Below are 16,386 nucleotides of genomic sequence, written 5' to 3' on the forward strand. Positions count from 1 at the left end.
GAAAGACCAGCATGAAACAACAATACATCGCGGAAGACCTGTCCGCCTGGCAGCACGAACACGTCTTTGGCGCAGCCAGCGACAAGGCCGAACGCCGCGCGCGCATCGTCATGTGGATCACCCTGGCCACCATGGTGCTGGAAATCGTCGCTGGCTGGTGGTACAACTCCATGGCCCTGCTGGCCGATGGCTGGCATATGAGTTCGCACGCGCTGGCCATCGGCCTGGCCGCGTTTGCGTATGCAGCCGCGCGCCGCTATGCGCGCGATCCCCGCTTTGCCTTCGGCACGTGGAAGATCGAAGTGCTGGCCGGTTATACCAGCGCCATCCTGTTGCTGGGCGTGGCCGTGCTGATGGTCGTCGCCTCGCTCGAGCGCCTGTTCTCGCCGCAGCCCATTCACTATCCGCAGGCGATGGCGGTGGCGGCCATCGGCCTGGCGGTCAACCTCGTGTGCGCGCTGATCCTCGGCGGGCATCACGACCACGATCACCACCATGGCCACGGGCATGACCATCACGATCATCACGGCCACCACGATCACCATGGCCATGGCGAAGACCTGAACATGAAGGCCGCGTACATCCACGTACTGGCCGATGCCGCCACGTCCGTGCTGGCCATCCTTGCGCTGGCCGGCGCCTGGGCTTACGGCTGGCAGTGGCTCGATCCCGTGATGGGCATCGCGGGCGCCGTGCTGGTGGCCCTGTGGGCGAAAAAGCTGATGCAGGAGACGGGCAAGGTCTTGCTGGACCGCGAGATGGACCACCCCGTGGTGGATGAAATCCGCGAGGCCGTGGAAGTGGAAAGTGCCGGCGACACGCCGCGCATCGTCGACCTGCATGTGTGGCGAGTCGGCAAGCAGCTGTATTCGTGCGCCTTGTCCGTCGTCAGCCGCGATGCCGCGTTGACAGCCGCCGAGCTGCGCGCGCGCATCGGCATTCACGAGGAAATCGTCCACAGCACCATCGAGATTATTCGCCGGCCTTGACAATGATGGTGAAACAAGCCCGCTGATGCGGGGCGTAGGCAGTATAATGTCGGCTTTTACAGCACGCGCTGTTCACCAGACAGAGAAGAAAATGAGCACATTACCACCATGCCCGCAATGCAAGTCCGAATTCACGTACGAAGACGGCAGCCAGTTGATCTGCCCTGAATGCGCGCATGAATGGTCGGCCACGGCCGGCGAAGCGGTCGAAGAGGGCGCCAAGGTGTACCGCGATTCGGCCGGCAATATCCTGCAGGACGGCGACACGGTCAGCGTCATCAAGGACTTGAAATTGAAGGGCGGCGGCGGTGTCGTCAAGATGGGCACCAAGGTCAAGAACATCCGCCTGGTCGACAGCGACCACGATATCGACTGCAAGATCGACGGTTTCGGTTCCATGAGCCTGAAGACGGAATTCGTCAAGAAGGTCTAAGGCTTTTACCTGTCATACGGCGCGCTGGCTTCATTCCGGCGCGCCTTTTTTTTATTCGGACGCCATGCAAATCGATCACCTCCGCCAGCGCCTGCGCGCCTTGGGTGCCAAGCCCCTGCACGAACAGCGCGTGCTGCGCGACTGGATACAGGGCCAGCCGCACGACCAGGGCCGGCGCCGCGCCGAGGATTTTTTGCCGCTGCCCGTGCGCGTGGCCTTGCCCGCGCTCGACCTCGAATTGCGGGGCATGCTGAAGCTGCTCAGCACCCATCCGGGGGCAGACGGTTCCGCGCGCTTGCTGGTGGGACTGCACGATGGCCAGACGGTGGAAAGCGTGCTGCTGCCGCGCGATGGCTTGTGCGTATCGAGCCAGGTCGGCTGCGCCGTGGGATGCCAGTTCTGCATGACGGGCCGCGACGGCTTGATCCGGCAAGTCACCAGCGGAGAAATTGTCGCCCAGGTGGTACTGGCGCGCACCTTGCGCCCCGTGAAAAAAGTCGTCTTCATGGGCATGGGCGAGCCGGCGCATAACCTGAACAATGTGATGGAAGCGATCGAGTTGCTGGGCACCGAGGGCAATATCGGCCACAAGAACCTCGTGTTTTCCACCGTGGGCGACCCGCGCGCCTTCGAACGCCTGCCGCAAGGCAGGGTGAAGCCGGCGCTGGCCCTGTCGCTGCACACGACCAAGCCGGTGCTGCGCGAACAGCTGCTGCCGCGCGCGCCCAGGCTGTCGCCGCGCGAGCTGGTGGACTTCGGCGAATCGTATGCGCGCCTGACCGGCTACCCGGTGCAGTACCAGTGGACCCTGATGGAAGGCGTCAACGATGGCGAGGACGAGATGGATGGCATCGTGGAACTTCTGAAGGGCAAGTACGCGGTGCTCAACATGATCCCGTATAACACCATAGCCGACTTGCCGTTCAAGCGCCCCAGCTGGGAAAAGGCGCGCGCCATTGCCGCCGCCCTGCACGCACGCGGCGTGCTGACCAAATTGCGCGATTCGGCCGGACAGGACGTGGAGGGCGGCTGCGGGCAGTTGCGGGCGCGCGAAGCGAAGGGCAAGGTCATTCCCATCCGCGCCAGCGTGGCGGCGTAGGTCGGATTAGCGGAGCGTAATCCGACATTCGAGCATACGCTAACAATGGTGTCGGATTACGCGGTGCCCGCTAATCCGACCTACGTGACTGAGCAAATTGCGCGATTCGGCCGTGGAAGGTGGCTGCGGGCAGTTACGGGCGCGCGAAGCGAAGGGCAAGGTCATCCCCATCCACGTCAGCGTGGCGGCGTAGGTCGGATTAGCGGAGCGTAATCCGACATTCGAGCATACGCCAACAATGGTGTCGGCTCACACCCCGCCCAGCAAATCGTTTTCATTCAAGATCGCAAACGCGATCTCTGGATGCGCGGCCAGGCAGCGGCGCACGGCGGCTGGAATGGCGGCGCGCGTCTTGCGGCACAGGCCGGGCCGCTCCAGCAGGCGGATCTGGAAGCCGCGCACGGTGCGCACTTCGCCGCTGCCCGGTGCAATCTGCAATTCCACGCCCAGGTTTTTCTGCAACAGCAGTTGCAGTTTCCGCAGCTGCGAATGGGTGGCGATGCCCTCGATGTGCGCGAGCAGGCGCTTTTCTTCCGTCAGGTTCAGGCGCAGGATGGACAGGTCCGCCTGCGCATCGCCGAGCAGGCGCTCGCGCCCGCAGTCGCATAACTGCGGCGGACACTCCTTGCGGACTTCAAAGTCGACGATACGCATGTACGGCTTCCAATAGCAACCCCGGATGTCAAGTATCGTCCGCCACCTGGCGCGTGTCAATCAGCGCGGGCTGGCGATCAGGCGGCATGAATGGCCTGCCGTCGGGACGAAGTGGGTGCTCCCTATTCTGGTACAAAATCGTGCGCGGCCTTGACCGCGTGTCTTGGCGCGCGCGCCGCCCTGTGTTGTAATGTTGATCATCCAGACTGCACACGCAAGGCCATGAGAACCCGCATCAAGATCTGCTGTATCGCTTCCATCGACGAAGCGCAACTGGCCATTGCCGCCGGCGCCGACGCGCTGGGCCTGGTGGCGGCCATGCCGTCCGGCCCCGGCCCGATTCCCGACGCGCGCATCGCACAGATCGCCGCCTGGACGCCGCCACCCGTGGCCACGTTCCTGCTGACGTCCGAGACGACGGCGCAAGCCATCGCCGAACACGTGCGCGCCACGCAGCCGTCCACCGTGCAGATCGTCGGCCATATCGACCCGGGCGAGGTCGAGAAACTGGCGCGCTTGCTGCCGCACGTGCGGCGCGTGCAGGTGATCCACGTGGAGGGACCGGAGGCGCTGGACCTGATTCCCGCCTACGCGCCCCACGTCCATGCTTTCTTGCTCGACTCGGGGCGTCCTGGCGCGGCGGTGCCGGAACTGGGCGGCACGGGCCGCACGCACGACTGGTCCGTCAGCGCGCGCTTCGTGCGCGCCAGCCCCCGTCCCGTTTTTCTGGCCGGCGGCCTCGATGCGAACAATGTGATGGAAGCGCTGCGCCAGGTTCGCCCCTACGGCATCGACCTGTGCTCGCGCGTGCGCACGGACGGCCAGCTCGATGTCATGAAGCTGGCCTTGCTGATGGCGGCCGTGCGCGACGTCGATGCGGCGCTGTATGCGGAAGGCTAGAGTGTATTCATCTCGCGCACGAACGCTTCCGTAAATGCGGCCACCATGCCGCTGGCCGCGCGCGGCGAGATCAATCCCACGACGGAATGCGATTCCTCGTCCGGCAGCGCGATGAAACGCACGCCCGGCGGCGCCACCAGGCGCATGCTGTCGGGGACGATGGCGATGCCCATGTTGGCCTCGATCAGGTTCAGCTGCGACGTCTTGCGCGACAGGGCGCGCGCCGCCTTCGGAAAGAAACCCTGCGCCAGGCACAGGCCCGCCACCAGGTAGCTGAGGCCTCCGCGGTCCTTGTGCGGGATCGAGACGAACGCTTCGTCGCGCAGGGCGGCAATCGTCGTGCGTTCCAGCGCGGCCAGCGGCGACGCCGCCGACACGGCCACCACCAGCTTTTCCGCAAACAGTTCGCGCACGACGATGTTGGCGTGCTTGCGCAAGGTGGGCAGGCGCACGAGGCCCAGGTCGGCGCGGCCTTCCTCGATGTCGGCCGCCTGGTTTTCCGACGATCCCTTCGACACATCGAGCGAAACGCCGGGGAACTGCGCCAGCAGCCGGTTCAGCACGGCGCCGATGGCGGGCGTGAGGGTGACGGAGCTTGAATGCAGCAGGCGGATGATGCCTTGCGCGCCTTGCCCCACATGGCGCGTCTGGCGCACGGTTTCCTCGACGTCGTCGAGGATGCGCTTGGCCCGTTCATAGAACACCTGGCCCGCGGGCGTGAGTTCGATATGGCGTGCGTCGCGCGTCAGCAGCAGCGCCTGCACCTCGCTTTCCAGCTCCTTGATCTGCCGGCTCAGGGCCGACTGCGCGATGTACAGCTTTTCCGCCGCGCGCGAGTAGCTGCCCGCATCGACGACTTCGACAAAGTAGCGGAACTGTCTGATGGAAATCAATCGTATGCCTTTTCGAGATCGGAAACTGCCTGATTTGATATTGGCCCGGCCCCGCCGTTCGCGCTACAGTGCCTGGTCTGCTGTCACTGCAAAGGAAAGGCCATGCTGGAATTGATCGGGGTGCTGGGACTGCTCGTCAGTATTATCGCAAAACTGATTTTCGTCCAGATCGGAGGCGCTGGAAAAGGAAAGGAGGACTAAGAGGCGAGGGTCGCGACGTAAGGCGCAGGCAGGGATAGGGGCTGTAAATGGCAGTCTATGGGCCGTGCATCCCATTCCGCCAACTGCCTGCCCGCGCACTTGAGCGCCGCCTCGCGCGCCGTCCACGCCTGCGCCAGGGCCAATGGGCGCTGCGCATCGGTGCAGGTGCTCAGTGCTTCGGCCACCTGCGGCCCCAGGTAATCGCGCGCCAGAGTGAACCAGTCGGCAATGTCCTGCACGCGCATCACGTCGACGCCAACGGCGCCTTGCAGGTTGATGGCGGCCAGCGAGAGTCCTTCGTCATGGCTGAACGACAGGCCCGCAACGCCGCCGGGAAACAGCAAACGGGGCGGGGCGCCCGGCGTCGACGCCACCGAGATCGCCTCGATGTCCAGCTTCAGCCAGTGCGCCGCCGCCTCGCGTACGGCGGCGCGGATGCGCAACCGGGCCTCCAAGCGCGGCAGCACGGCGGCGATGCCGATCACCAGCACGCCATCCCCTGACCAGAGCACCGTAAAAGCCATCAGCTGTGATCAGTTGCGTAAAGGCGCAGCCGGGCAGCCCGCCCAATTGCTGCCGGCGGGGATGTGCTCGCCCTTCATCACCAGGGTCAACGGTCCCAGGCGCGCGTTGTCGCCCACCTTGGCGCTGTACAGCACGGAGCTGCGCGGGCCCATGTAGACGCGCTGGCCGATCTCCACGTGGTCGATCTTCATCACGCGGTCTTCGAACAAATGCGTTTGCGGGCAGGTCAGCGCATTCAATTCGCTGTAGTCGCCGATGTGCACGCAGTCGAATTCCGTGATGTCCGTCGTGTCCATGTAGACGCCGCGGCCGATCTTGCAGCCGAACAGGCGGAAGGCCAGCGGCAGCCACGGCGTGCCGCGCAGGTAGCGCATGAAGTTGGGCACGGCGATGCCTTCATACAGATTGGTCACGCCTTCGGAAATCCACACGAATGGCGTCCACATGGGCGCCGCGTGCTTGCGGTAGCGTCCCAGCAGCAGCCACTTGAACAGCACGACGACCAGGAAATTGCCGATGCCGTAGGCTAGGCCGGCAATGGCCAGGTCGCTCACCACTTCACCCCAGCGCCCGGCACCCGCGATTGGCATCACGTCCAGCACGAGGGTATAGCCGACGGCGATCACCACGGCGTGCGGCGCGACGATGCGGAACGCTTCGATCAGGCTGCGGCCCAGGCGGCGCAACAGCGATGGCTTGAACGTCAGGTGCTCGGCAAAGCCGCTGACCTGTTCGCGCGCGGGCAAATGCATGGGCGGGGAACCTAGCCACGTATCGCCGCTGTGCATCTGCTCATTGCGCGGCGCATGCGTGTGCACGCCGATCAGCACGTGCTCGGGCAGCACCGTGCCATCCGGGATGTAGCTGCCGTTGCCGACGAAGCTGCGGTGCGAGATGACAGTGGGGCGCATGGTCATCCAGCCGCCGTCGATCTGCTCGTCGCCCAGCATGACGGCGTCGGCGATGAAGGTGTCGTCGCCCAGGGTCAGCATGTCGGGCACGACGCCCAGGGCCGTGGAAATCTCGGCACCCTTGCCCACCTTGGCGCCCAGCAGGCGGTACCAGTACGGCGCGTACACGGTGGCGTAGATGCCGTGCAGGACGTTCAGGCTCGATTCCTGGATATGGCTGACCAGCCACTTGGCGCAATAGATATTGCTGTGCACGGGCGAGCTGCCCGGCTTCAAGCGGGGCAGCGCGCCCCAGCGGATGGCGGCCGACAGCAGGGCGGTGAGCACGATCAGCACGGCGCTGGCGGGGAAGGCCAGCAGGAAGTAGCGGGCCAGCTGGGTCGTCACGTCGCGGCCCTGCAGCCATGGCATCATTTCGCGCTCGTCGAACCAGTCGATCAGCACGAAGCTGGGGAAGACGGGCATGAAGAACAGCACGGCGATGAGGACCATGCCGAAGCAGAAGAACACGGTTTCTCCCGTCAGCCGCAGGCGCGAGACGGCGGGGCGCGGCGGGTGGCTGGCAGGGTCGAACTCACCAATGTCGCGCGCGGGCGAGCCCGTGTACACGCGCCCGGCCGGTACCGCGGCGCCATCGGCCAGCGCGGACTGTCCCTCCAGGTGGCCAAACGCGCCCACCTTGGTATTGCCTTCCAAAATCGCATAAGAGCTGATGCAGGCATCGTCGCCGATGTCGATCTGGCCCAGCAGCAAACGGCCCCGCTCGACCCGGGCGTTTTCAAAGTTGACGGCATTGCCCACGCTGACGTTGTCGCCGATGGCCAGCAGGTCGGGCGCGCGCAGGGTCATCGAGCCGATGACGACTTCCTTGCCCACTTTCGCGCCGAGCGCGCGCAGCCACCAGCTGTTCAGGGACGAGCCGCTGAGCAGGTAGGCGGGCGCCGATTCGACCAGGCGGTCGGCCAGCCACCAGCGGTAGTAGGTGACGCCCCACAGCGGATAGCTGCCAGGCTTCAAGCGCCCGGCGATCAGCCACTTGCCGGCAATCGCGATGGCAAATTCGGCCAAGGTGGCCAGCAGGAACACGGCGATCGAGGCGGCGATGGCGCGCGGCACGGTGTCGCCCGTGTCGCCCGTGAAGAAGTGGTAGGTGAAGAAGGGCGCCATCCACTGCGCCATGCGCAGGGTGACGAGGCCAGGCACGGCCGCCGCCTGCGCCGCGCCGCAGGTCCAGCGCTTCCACGTCGATGGCGGCGTCCATTGCGCTTCCGGCGTGGCCAGCGCCGGCGCTTCATTGAGCACGGCGGCGATCTTGCCGATCTGCCGGTTCTGGTAAATGTCGCGCACCGTCATGTGGGCGTAGGCCGGATCGGCGCGCAGGGCGGATGCCAGGCGGGCGGCCAGGAAGGAGTGGCCTCCGAGGTCGCTGAAAAAGTCCAGCTGGCGCAAGATCGCCTGGCCCGGGAACAGCTTGGCCAGCGCCGCGAACAGGGCCGCTTCGGCAGGCGTTTCCGGCACGTCCGATACACCCGCCTCGCCGGCTGGCGGTGCGCACAGCGGCATGGCTTTCAGCGCTTTTCTGTCGATCTTGCCCGAGGTCAGGCGCGGCATCAGCGGCAGCAGTTCAAAACGGCCCGGTACCATATACGGCGGCAAGTGCAGGTTCAATGCCGCGCGCAGGGTTTTCGCGGCCAGGGCGTCGGCCGGCGCATCGTCGCTGCCGACGATGTAGGCCACCAGCTGGTCGATGCCGTCATCCTTGCGCAGCAAGACGGCCACGGTGCCGACGCCTGCCTGCTGCGCCAGCACGGCTTCGATCTCGCCCAGTTCCACGCGGAAGCCGCGTATTTTCACCTGGTCGTCGGCGCGGCCCAGGCACAGCACCTGGCCATCCGCATCAATGCGCGCCAGGTCGCCCGTACGGTACAGGCGCGCATCATCGGGTCCCGTGCTCCAGGGATTGGGCAGGAATTTTTCCACCGTCAGGTCGGGGCGGCCCAGGTATCCCTCGGCCAGGCCGGGGCCGATGATGCACAGCTCACCCGTCTCGCCGCGCGCCAGCAAGGTCAAGGGACGGTTTTCTCCCGGCTCGGCCACCTGCAGCACCAGCAAGCCGTAGTTGGGCAGCGGCGTGCCGATGGTCACCGGTTCGGCGGGCCGCAGGCGCGCCAGGCTGCACGAGACGGTCGCCTCCGTGGGGCCATAGGTGTTGAACATGGCGCGGCCCGGGCGCGACCAGCGCTCGACGAGCGATTCCGGGCACATCTCGCCGCCCAGGTTGATCAGGCGCAGGCTCGGTACTTCCTCGGCGAACAGGGCCAGCAAGGTCGGCACGGCGTGCAGCACCGTGACTTGATTGGTGGCCAGCGCGCGCGGCAAGGCTTCCGGGTCGCCCGAAATCTCCTTGGGCCCCAGCCACAGGGTGGCGCCCACCAGGTAGGCTATCCAGATTTCCTCGAACGACATGTCGAAGGCGACGGAAAAGCCCTGGTAGACGGTGTCGGCTTGCGTCACTTCCAGCACGGCGTTTTCGCTGCGCAGGAAGTGGCAGATGCTGCGCTGATTGATCAATATGCCCTTGGGCTTGCCCGTGGAGCCGGACGTGTAGATCACATAGGCCGGGTGCTCGGGCAGCACGGTTGCGCGCGCGGGCAGCAGTTCGCCCGGCGCGGCGGGGACCAGCAGGCTTTCCGCCGTCCATACGGGGCGGCCAATGCCTGCCTCGGCCAGGCGCGGCGCGAATTGGGCGCAGCTGACGACACCAAAGCCATTCGCGTCATCGAGGCACACCTGCAGCCGCTCGACGGGCGTGTCTTCATCGACGGGCAGCCAGGCGGCGCCCGCCTTGGCGATGGCCGCCTGCATCAGCAGCAGATGGGCGCCGCGCGGCAGCCACAGGCCCACGATGTCGCCGGGCTTGACGCCGGCCGCCACCAGGCGCGCTGCGGCCAGGCTGGCTTGCGCATCGAGCTGCGCATACGTGATGCGGCGTTCGCCATCGATCAGGGCGATTTGCTCGGGGCAGCGGCGGGCCGTCGCTTCCAGCAGGTCGGCCAGTACTTCCTCGCGCAGCAGATCCGGTCGCGGCGGGCCGTACAGGATGTCGGCGTGGGTGGAAGGGATGCCTGGACTGACTGCGGTGAAATCGTTCATGGATGACGCTTATCTGTAATGCGGAGTGAGGAATCTGATGGGCTGCGCATGGCGCGCGGCACAGTTGATACATTACAGTACGCAAGACATTTCAGCGTTGCAGAACGGGGAATTTTGTGGAATTTTCAGCAAGTATGTGGCTGCAGGCTCAACTGCCATGATTACGGAATGTAAATCGCGGAAACATGGCGGCGATTTGCGCCAAAGTCGTCGCCGCCGGATAGCCGTGCAAGGGGCGGCCGGACAGCGCCGCGTCCGCGCAGCCTTCGGCGCGGAACTGCTGCAGCACGTAGTTATCGACGCCTTTCGCGGCCAGGGTGGCGGCCAGGGCCAGCAACTGCTCGTCCGGCAGCAGGTCGGGGTGGGTGGTGGTGCGGCATTCGTAGGCCACGCCGCTGGCAAGGATGGCGTCCAGGCAGGCGCGTGCCGGGTCGCCGCTGCCGGCCACGCGGGTCACATGACGATAGTCGGCAAACGGCGCCTTGATGTCGAAACCCACCCAGTCGGCCAGGGGCAGCACTTCCCGCAGGCGCTGCGGATAGATGCAGGCCGTGTGCAGGCCGATGCCGAAACCCAGCGCCCTGACGTCCTGCATGGCGCGCGCCAGCGCTGGATCCATGCACGCTTCGCCGCCGCTGAAGACGACGGCGTCGACCAGGCCCACGCGGCGGCGCAGCCAGGTCAGGACGTCCTGCCACGGCATGGCGCCTTCCGGCGTGCGCGCCTGCAAGTGCGGATTGTGGCAATAGCCGCAGCGCCAGGGGCAGCCCTGCACGAACACCACGGCCGCCAGCTTGCCCGGGTAGTCGGTGGCGGAAAAGGGCGTCAGGCCGCCCACTTTCAGCTCAAACGCCATGGCAGGCGGGCTGGCCCACGCGGGCGCTCGCTTCCGTAAAATACTGGCGCTCGTGGAATTCGCCCTGCTTGCCGATGTTGAACGAGGCAACGGGGCGGTGGTAGCCCATCACGCGCGTCCAGATTTCGCAGCGCTGGCGTTCCGTATCGAGCAGGGTGATGGCGGGAGTGAAGTCGGGACGTGCGTTCATGGCGTTTCCTTGAGTGGGTGAGCGAAATCGGACTGCTTGCGGGCGATCAGTTCCGCGTCGCAGGTGGGGCAGAATTCATGTTTGCCGGCCAGGTAGCCGTGGCGCGGGCAGATGGAAAACGTGGGCGTGACGGTGATGTAGGGCAGCGAGAAGCGGCTCAGCGCGCGTTTTACCAGCTCGCGGCAGGCATTCGCATCCGACAGCGCTTCCGTCATGTACAGGTGCAGCACCGTGCCGCCCGTGTACTTGCGCTGCAGCGCGTCCTGCAATTCCAGCGCTTCGAACGGGTCGTCCGTATGGCCGACGGGCAGCTGCGACGAATTCGTGTAGTACGGATTGTCGACCGTGCCCGCCTGCAGGATGGCCGGATAGCGCTTGCGGTCTTCGCGCGCGAAGCGGTAGGTCGTGCCTTCGGCCGGCGTCGCCTCCAGGTTGTACATATGGCCCGTCTCTTCCTGGAACTGCACCATGCGGGCGCGCACGTGGTCGAGCAGACGTATCGCCAGCGCATGGCCCTCGGCGGACGTGATGTCGTAAGCGTCGCCGCTGAAATTGCGGATCATCTCGTTGATGCCGTTCACGCCCAGGGTGGAAAAGTGATTGCGCAGGGTGCCCAGGTAGCGTTTCGTGTACGGGAACAGGCCTTGCTGCATCAGTTCCTCGATGGTGCGGCGCTTGATTTCCAGGCTGGTCTTGCCCAGTTCCAGCAGGCGGTCCAGGTCCGCCATCAGCGCTGGCTCGTCGCCGCGCCACAAGTGGCCCAGGCGCGCGCAGTTGATGGTGACCACGCCCAGGGAGCCCGTCTGCTCGGCGGAACCGAACAGGCCATTGCCCCGTTTGAGCAGTTCGCGCAAGTCCAGCTGCAAGCGGCAGCACATGGAACGTATCATGTTCGGCTTGAGTTCCGAATTGATGAAATTCTGGAAGTAGGGCAGGCCGTAGCGGGCCGTCATCTCGAACAGGCGCTCCGCGTTGTCGCTGTGCCAGTCGAAATCCTCGGTGATGTTATAGGTGGGGATGGGGAAGGTGAAGACCCGGCCCTTGGCGTCGCCCGCCATCATGATCTCGATATAGGCGCGGTTGATCATGTCCATTTCCACCTGCAGCTCGCCATAGCTGAAGTCCATCTCCTGGCCGGCGATGACGGGAATCTGCTCGCGCAAATCGTCCGGGCAGATCCAGTCGAAGGTGAGGTTGGTGAACGGCGTCTGCGTGCCCCAGCGCGATGGCACGTTGAGGTTGAAGATCAGCTCCTGCATGTACTGGCGCACGTCTTCGTAGCGCAGGCTGTCCTTGCGGATGTAGGGCGCCATATAGGTGTCGAAGGAGCTGAACGCCTGCGCGCCGGCCCACTCGTTTTGCAGGGTGCCGAGGAAATTGACAATCTGGCCAATGGCGCTCGACATGTGTTTCGGCGGACCCGATTCGATCTTGCCCGGCACGCCATTCAAGCCTTCGTGCAGCAGGGTGCGCAGCGACCAGCCGGCGCAATAGCCGGCCAGCATGTCGAGGTCGTGGATGTGCAGCGCCGCTTCGCGGTGCGCCGCGCCCACTTCCGGCGGATACACCTGGTCGAGCCAGTAGTTGGCGATGACCTTGCCCGACACGTTGAGTATCAGGCCGCCCAGCGAGTAGCCCTGGTTGGCGTTGGCGTTGACACGCCAGTCGCGCCGGTCCAGGTATTCATTGATGGACGCGGCGACGTCGACCTGGCCGCGTGTGGGGGAAACTGCATTTGTCGTCATGAAACCTCCAATAAACACAACATGCGGTGTTTTTATGGAGATTAATCACTAAATATAGTGGCGTCAAAGGGCGCGTGCAGTTGCGTGACGAATCCTTGATGCAGGTGAAGAAAGCGCGTCAGCGGCTTTTTTTCGCGCGCCCCAGGCGCGGGATGAAGCAGCTCAGGCCAAAGTACATGGCGCCGCAGACGGCGATGCTGGCGACGGAGGCGGGCAGCACGTGCGCCCAGATTTCCCGTGCCGAGAAGGTGCTCCAGCTGGCCACGCGCGCGTCGAACGTGACGTAGTTCGCCAGCAGCCAGTAGACGGCCAGCAGGCCCGTGCAGATGCCGGCCTGGCGCAGCACGGGCATGGCGCGGCGGGCGAAGACGGCTTGCAGGAACAGCAGCAGCACGCCGGCCCAGACGCCCAGCGCCTCGGGCGAGAGCACGGAGAGCGTTTCTTCGACATAGCCGTCGGCGGGCGAAGCCCACTGTATTTGCAGCACGGTGAGGAATAGGGTGAGCAGGAATAGCAGCAGCGGTTTGTGGGGCATGGCGGGGAATCGGTGAGGGAGAAAAGTGGGGCATTTTACAGCCAGGTCAAGCAAGTTGAACGCGCGCCAGCCATGCATGCATTCCTTCACCTGCGTCAAGGACTGGGCGGTATGGGCGGGGCTATAGTCTGCACCCTGAGCCGATACAGGACTGTGAACACCATGATGCTTGAATCAACCACCGCCACCCGCGTGGCCGGACCGCTGGAACTGGTCTGCCCCGCCGGCAGCCTGCCTGCCTTGAAAGCGGCCATCGACAATGGCGCCGATACCGTCTACCTGGGTTTTCGCGACGCCACCAATGCGCGCAATTTCGCCGGCCTCAATTTCGACGAGAAGGCCATCGCCGAGGGCGTGCGCTACGCCCACCAATATGGACGCAAGGTGCTGCTGGCGCTGAACACCTATCCGCAGCCGCACAACTGGGCCGTCTGGCGCAGCGCCATCGACCGCGCCGCGCAGGCCGGTATCGACGCCATGATCGTGGCCGATCCGGGCCTGATGGCGTATGCAAGCGAGCACCACCCGCAGCTGCGTTTGCACCTGTCCGTGCAGGGTTCGGCCACCAACTACGAAGCGATCAATTTTTACCATGAACACTTCGGCATCGCCCGCGCCGTGCTGCCGCGCGTGCTGTCGATGGCGCAGGTCGAGCAACTGATCGCCAAGACGGAAGTCGAGATCGAGGTCTTCGGCTTCGGCAGCCTGTGCGTGATGGTCGAAGGGCGCTGCGCGCTGTCGTCGTATGCGACGGGCGAGGCGCCGAACACCCACGGTGTGTGCTCGCCGGCGAAATCCGTGCGCTGGCTGGAAACACCGAACGGCCTCGAATCGCGCCTGAACGGCGTGCTGATCGACCGCTATGCGCCAGGCGAAAACGCCAGCTATCCGACCCTGTGCAAGGGACGTTTCGAAGTCAACGACGAAGAGTATTACGCGATCGAGGAGCCGGCCAGCCTGAACACGCTGGCGCTGCTGCCGCAGCTGATCGCCATGGGCGTGCGCGCCGTGAAGATCGAAGGACGCCAGCGCAGCCCCGCCTACGTGGCGCAGGTGACGCGCGTGTGGCGCGAAGCGATCGACGCCTGCCGCGAAGGCAATGCGCGCTACGCCGTCAAGCCGGCCTGGATGGCGTCCATGGACAAGCTGGCCGAGGGCCAGCAGCACACCTTGGGTGCCTACCACCGCTCCTGGAAATAGCAAAACCTACTGCGCGTCCCGGGGCGCGGCCTGCGATGCTCGCTGTGCTCTAGCACAGCTGCGCTTCTCGGCCTCGCCGCGAACCGCTCGCTACGGTTTTGTAAACTTTAAAAATACTGGAAAAGGCATGTTAAAACTCTCTTTGGGCCCCTTGCTCTACTACTGGCCGCGCGCCACCGTTTTCGAGTTTTACCAGCAGATCGCCACCACGGCCGTCGATATCGTGTACCTGGGCGAAACCGTCTGCTCGCGCCGGCACGAGGTGCGCCTGGCCGACTGGCTCGATATCGCCGACATGCTGGCCGCCGCCGGCAAGGAAGTGGTGCTGTCGACGCAGGCGCTGATCGAGGCGGGTGCGGAACTGGCGACCCTGCGCCGCATCACGGGCAATGGCCGCTACGGCGTCGAGGCCAACGACATGGGCGCTGTGCACTGCATGGAAAAGGGCACGCCCTTCGTCGCCGGTCCCCATCTGAACCTGTTCAATGGCCCCAGCCTGCAATTGCTGGCGCGCCTCGGGGCGCGGCGCTGGGTGATGCCGCTGGAAATGGGACAGACGGCGCTGGCCGAGATGCAGCGCCAGAAACCGGAAGGGCTGGAGACGGAGGTATTCGCCTACGGCCGCATGCCGCTGGCGTTTTCCGCGCGCTGCTTCACGGCGCGCAACCGCAACCTGCCGAAGGACGATTGCGGCTACAGCTGCCTGGAAGAGCCGGACGGCCTGCTGCTGCGCACGCGCGACGAAGTGCCGTTCCTCGTGTTGAATGGCACGCAGACGCAGTCGGCGCTCGTCTACAACCTGGTGCGCGAACTCGACGCCATGCGCGACATGGGCGTGTCGGTGGCGCGCATCAGCCCGCAAGCCATGCACACGGAACAAGTCATCGCCATCTTCGACCGCGCGCGCCGCGGCCAGGTCAGCGGCATCGGCGCCCAGGCCCAGCTGGCGGCTTGCCAGCCGGCCGGCGCCTGCGACGGCTACTGGCACGGCCAGCCTGGCATGGAACAGCACCAGCACGCCGCCCATTGAACGCATCGAAAGGAAGCACCATGCAAGATCAACTGGAAAGATTGCCCGTCCCGGCCAAGCCTCCCATGAGCAAGCCCGCCGCGTCATACCGGCTGCCCGAACCGCTGGCCGAATTGCTGTCCAAGCTGCCGCCGTATCCCGCCTCCTGGCTGTTCGTGCAAGGCTTGAACCGCCTGCTGGCGCCGCAATTGCCCGACGACGTGCGAAGCAGCCTGGAAGGGCGCAGCCTGCGCTTGCGGCTGCTGGACGCGGGCATCGCCTTCGATTTCGAGTGGCAGGGAACGGTGTTTGTGGCCGAGCGCTATGTCGACGTACCGGACCTGTGCATCGCCGCCAGCGTGCATGACTTGATGCTGCTGGCGCGGCGCCAGGAAGATCCGGACACGCTGTTCTTCAGCCGCCGTTTGAGCCTGGAGGGTGATACGGAACTGGGCTTGCTGTTCAAGAATACGCTCGATGCCATCGAGCTGCCGCCGTTCGACCTGCAGGCGCTGGGACCGCGCCGGGTGCTGGCGCATCTGCGTGACCGGGGCGCGCGGGGAGGGTAGGCGGAGAACTGGCTGCGCGCAGTGGCGGCACTCAATGGCGGCAGTGGCCGCAGGCGCCGCTGCACGAGGCCAGCTGTACTTCATCCGTCGCTTCGCCCATGAAGCCGGCATCGTTGACGGCGGCCAGCAGGCGTTCCTGCGTGGCCAGGCGTTCGTCGAATTGCACCGTGGCGCCGTGGCGCGCCAGCGAGACGCAGACGGTGGCCACGCCCGTGACGGCTTCAAGCGCGCCCGTCAGCCTGTCGGCGCAGCCTTCGTGATCCATTCCAATGATATTCAAGCGCGCTGTCTGCATGGGTTCCTCTTGTTTTTCAGATAAAAAAACAGCGTAGGCGAGGGGCAAGCATGCCGTCCAGAGCCGCACGCAAGATTTATTTTCTATTTGCGGTTTTATTGATCTGGATTAATTTCAACCGCTGCTGGCCAGCCTGAAAGTGCTGTTGTTTTATACACAGTTGCCGTATTCCAGTCGACAAGCGTACTCTGCTGCGCGATACTGTCATTCTGATAAGAACGCTGATGAA

At 65.0% G+C, this 16,386-nt stretch carries 16 protein-coding genes; 7 read left to right on the forward strand and 9 right to left on the reverse strand.

Going from position 1 to position 16,386, the window contains the following annotated elements:
- Nucleotides 1-11 precede the first annotated feature (11 nt).
- The 3 genes from dmeF to OPV09_RS11375 all read left to right on the forward strand — a co-directional run bounded on the left by dmeF (nt 12) and on the right by OPV09_RS11375 (nt 2,521).
- On the forward strand, nt 12-989 hold the full coding sequence (gene dmeF, locus OPV09_RS11365) for a CDF family Co(II)/Ni(II) efflux transporter DmeF (RefSeq protein WP_338681726.1): 978 nt from the start codon (nt 12-14) through the stop codon (nt 987-989).
- 91 nt (nt 990-1,080) lie between these two features.
- Nucleotides 1,081-1,422: a zinc ribbon domain-containing protein YjdM gene (locus OPV09_RS11370; RefSeq protein ID WP_034756972.1), complete on the forward strand. Its 342-nt coding sequence runs from the start codon at nt 1,081-1,083 to the stop codon at nt 1,420-1,422.
- Between the two features lie 64 nt (nt 1,423-1,486).
- Nucleotides 1,487-2,521, forward strand: a complete 1,035-nt coding sequence (locus tag OPV09_RS11375) for an RNA methyltransferase (RefSeq protein ID WP_338681729.1) — start codon at nt 1,487-1,489, stop codon at nt 2,519-2,521.
- Between the two features lie 249 nt (nt 2,522-2,770).
- Here the strand turns inward: OPV09_RS11375 and OPV09_RS11380 are convergent, their stop codons facing one another.
- Nucleotides 2,771-3,175 carry a hypothetical protein gene (locus OPV09_RS11380; protein WP_338681731.1) on the reverse strand — a complete coding sequence of 135 codons (405 nt, stop codon included), beginning with the start codon at nt 3,173-3,175 and terminating at the stop codon, nt 2,771-2,773.
- Nucleotides 3,176-3,397: 222 nt separating this feature from the next.
- Between OPV09_RS11380 and OPV09_RS11385 the strand changes: the two genes are divergently transcribed.
- Nucleotides 3,398-4,075, forward strand: coding sequence for a phosphoribosylanthranilate isomerase (locus OPV09_RS11385; protein ID WP_338681733.1), 678 nt, complete (start codon nt 3,398-3,400; stop codon nt 4,073-4,075).
- Here OPV09_RS11385 and OPV09_RS11390 read toward each other — a convergent pair.
- The 7 genes from OPV09_RS11390 to OPV09_RS11420 all read right to left on the reverse strand — a co-directional run bounded on the left by OPV09_RS11390 (nt 4,072) and on the right by OPV09_RS11420 (nt 13,084).
- Entirely contained in the window at nt 4,072-4,968 is an 897-nt protein-coding gene (locus OPV09_RS11390; protein ID WP_338681734.1) for a LysR family transcriptional regulator, read from the reverse strand. The two genes, OPV09_RS11385 and OPV09_RS11390, sit on opposite strands and share 4 nt — an antisense overlap.
- Nucleotides 4,969-5,165: 197 nt before the next feature.
- Entirely contained in the window at nt 5,166-5,681 is a 516-nt protein-coding gene (locus OPV09_RS11395) for a 4'-phosphopantetheinyl transferase family protein (protein WP_338681736.1), read from the reverse strand.
- Nucleotides 5,682-5,702: 21 nt separating this feature from the next.
- Complete coding sequence (locus OPV09_RS11400; RefSeq protein ID WP_338681737.1) at nt 5,703-9,758, reverse strand: Pls/PosA family non-ribosomal peptide synthetase; 4,056 nt, start codon at nt 9,756-9,758, stop codon at nt 5,703-5,705.
- Between the two features lie 148 nt (nt 9,759-9,906).
- Nucleotides 9,907-10,614, reverse strand: coding sequence for an anaerobic ribonucleoside-triphosphate reductase activating protein (locus tag OPV09_RS11405; RefSeq protein ID WP_338681738.1), 708 nt, complete (start codon nt 10,612-10,614; stop codon nt 9,907-9,909).
- Entirely contained in the window at nt 10,604-10,804 is a 201-nt protein-coding gene (nrdD, locus tag OPV09_RS11410) for an anaerobic ribonucleoside-triphosphate reductase (RefSeq protein ID WP_034757000.1), read from the reverse strand. The genes OPV09_RS11405 and nrdD overlap by 11 nt, the downstream gene beginning before the upstream one ends.
- A complete protein-coding gene (locus OPV09_RS11415; protein WP_338681739.1) occupies nt 10,801-12,549 on the reverse strand; it encodes a ribonucleoside triphosphate reductase in 1,749 nt (582 codons plus the stop codon). Before OPV09_RS11415 ends, nrdD begins: the two co-directional genes overlap by 4 nt.
- Before the next feature lie 118 nt (nt 12,550-12,667).
- Complete coding sequence (locus tag OPV09_RS11420; protein WP_338681740.1) at nt 12,668-13,084, reverse strand: hypothetical protein; 417 nt, start codon at nt 13,082-13,084, stop codon at nt 12,668-12,670.
- A 162-nt stretch (nt 13,085-13,246) separates the two neighbouring features.
- Between OPV09_RS11420 and ubiU the strand changes: the two genes are divergently transcribed.
- The 3 genes from ubiU (at nt 13,247) to ubiT (ending at nt 15,862) form a co-directional block, all read left to right on the forward strand.
- Complete coding sequence (ubiU, locus tag OPV09_RS11425) at nt 13,247-14,284, forward strand: ubiquinone anaerobic biosynthesis protein UbiU (protein WP_413774577.1); 1,038 nt, start codon at nt 13,247-13,249, stop codon at nt 14,282-14,284.
- Nucleotides 14,285-14,411: 127 nt separating this feature from the next.
- Nucleotides 14,412-15,314, forward strand: a complete 903-nt coding sequence (ubiV, locus tag OPV09_RS11430; protein ID WP_034757937.1) for a ubiquinone anaerobic biosynthesis protein UbiV — start codon at nt 14,412-14,414, stop codon at nt 15,312-15,314.
- Nucleotides 15,315-15,334: 20 nt separating this feature from the next.
- Nucleotides 15,335-15,862 (forward strand): ubiquinone anaerobic biosynthesis accessory factor UbiT, encoded by a 528-nt coding sequence (gene ubiT / locus OPV09_RS11435; RefSeq protein WP_080698764.1) that lies wholly within the window; start codon nt 15,335-15,337, stop codon nt 15,860-15,862.
- Nucleotides 15,863-15,893: 31 nt separating this feature from the next.
- On the opposite strand, the gene OPV09_RS11440 is transcribed toward ubiT, so the two are convergent.
- On the reverse strand, nt 15,894-16,157 hold the full coding sequence (locus OPV09_RS11440; RefSeq protein WP_070304264.1) for a heavy-metal-associated domain-containing protein: 264 nt from the start codon (nt 16,155-16,157) through the stop codon (nt 15,894-15,896).
- Nucleotides 16,158-16,386: the final 229 nt, after the last annotated feature.

The organism is Janthinobacterium sp. TB1-E2 (assembly GCF_036885605.1).
Classification (GTDB): Bacteria; Pseudomonadota; Gammaproteobacteria; order Burkholderiales; family Burkholderiaceae_D; genus Janthinobacterium; species Janthinobacterium aestuarii.

Excerpts from the sequence above, each read along its gene's own strand:
- OPV09_RS11400 (WP_338681737.1), bottom strand. The coding sequence starts at position 9,758 with ATGAACGATTTCACCGCAGTCAGTCCAGGCATCCCTTCCACCCACGCC.
- ubiU (WP_413774577.1), top strand. The coding sequence starts at position 13,247 with ATGATGCTTGAATCAACCACCGCCACCCGCGTGGCCGGACCGCTGGAA.
- nrdD (WP_034757000.1), bottom strand. The coding sequence starts at position 10,804 with ATGAACGCACGTCCCGACTTCACTCCCGCCATCACCCTGCTCGATACG.
- dmeF (WP_338681726.1), top strand. The coding sequence starts at position 12 with ATGAAACAACAATACATCGCGGAAGACCTGTCCGCCTGGCAGCACGAA.
- OPV09_RS11405 (WP_338681738.1), bottom strand. The coding sequence starts at position 10,614 with ATGGCGTTTGAGCTGAAAGTGGGCGGCCTGACGCCCTTTTCCGCCACC.
- OPV09_RS11420 (WP_338681740.1), bottom strand. The coding sequence starts at position 13,084 with ATGCCCCACAAACCGCTGCTGCTATTCCTGCTCACCCTATTCCTCACC.
- OPV09_RS11380 (WP_338681731.1), bottom strand. The coding sequence starts at position 3,175 with ATGCGTATCGTCGACTTTGAAGTCCGCAAGGAGTGTCCGCCGCAGTTA.
- OPV09_RS11375 (WP_338681729.1), top strand. The coding sequence starts at position 1,487 with ATGCAAATCGATCACCTCCGCCAGCGCCTGCGCGCCTTGGGTGCCAAG.
- OPV09_RS11415 (WP_338681739.1), bottom strand. The coding sequence starts at position 12,549 with ATGACGACAAATGCAGTTTCCCCCACACGCGGCCAGGTCGACGTCGCC.
- OPV09_RS11385 (WP_338681733.1), top strand. The coding sequence starts at position 3,398 with ATGAGAACCCGCATCAAGATCTGCTGTATCGCTTCCATCGACGAAGCG.
- ubiT (WP_080698764.1), top strand. The coding sequence starts at position 15,335 with ATGCAAGATCAACTGGAAAGATTGCCCGTCCCGGCCAAGCCTCCCATG.
- ubiV (WP_034757937.1), top strand. The coding sequence starts at position 14,412 with ATGTTAAAACTCTCTTTGGGCCCCTTGCTCTACTACTGGCCGCGCGCC.
- OPV09_RS11370 (WP_034756972.1), top strand. The coding sequence starts at position 1,081 with ATGAGCACATTACCACCATGCCCGCAATGCAAGTCCGAATTCACGTAC.
- OPV09_RS11440 (WP_070304264.1), bottom strand. The coding sequence starts at position 16,157 with ATGCAGACAGCGCGCTTGAATATCATTGGAATGGATCACGAAGGCTGC.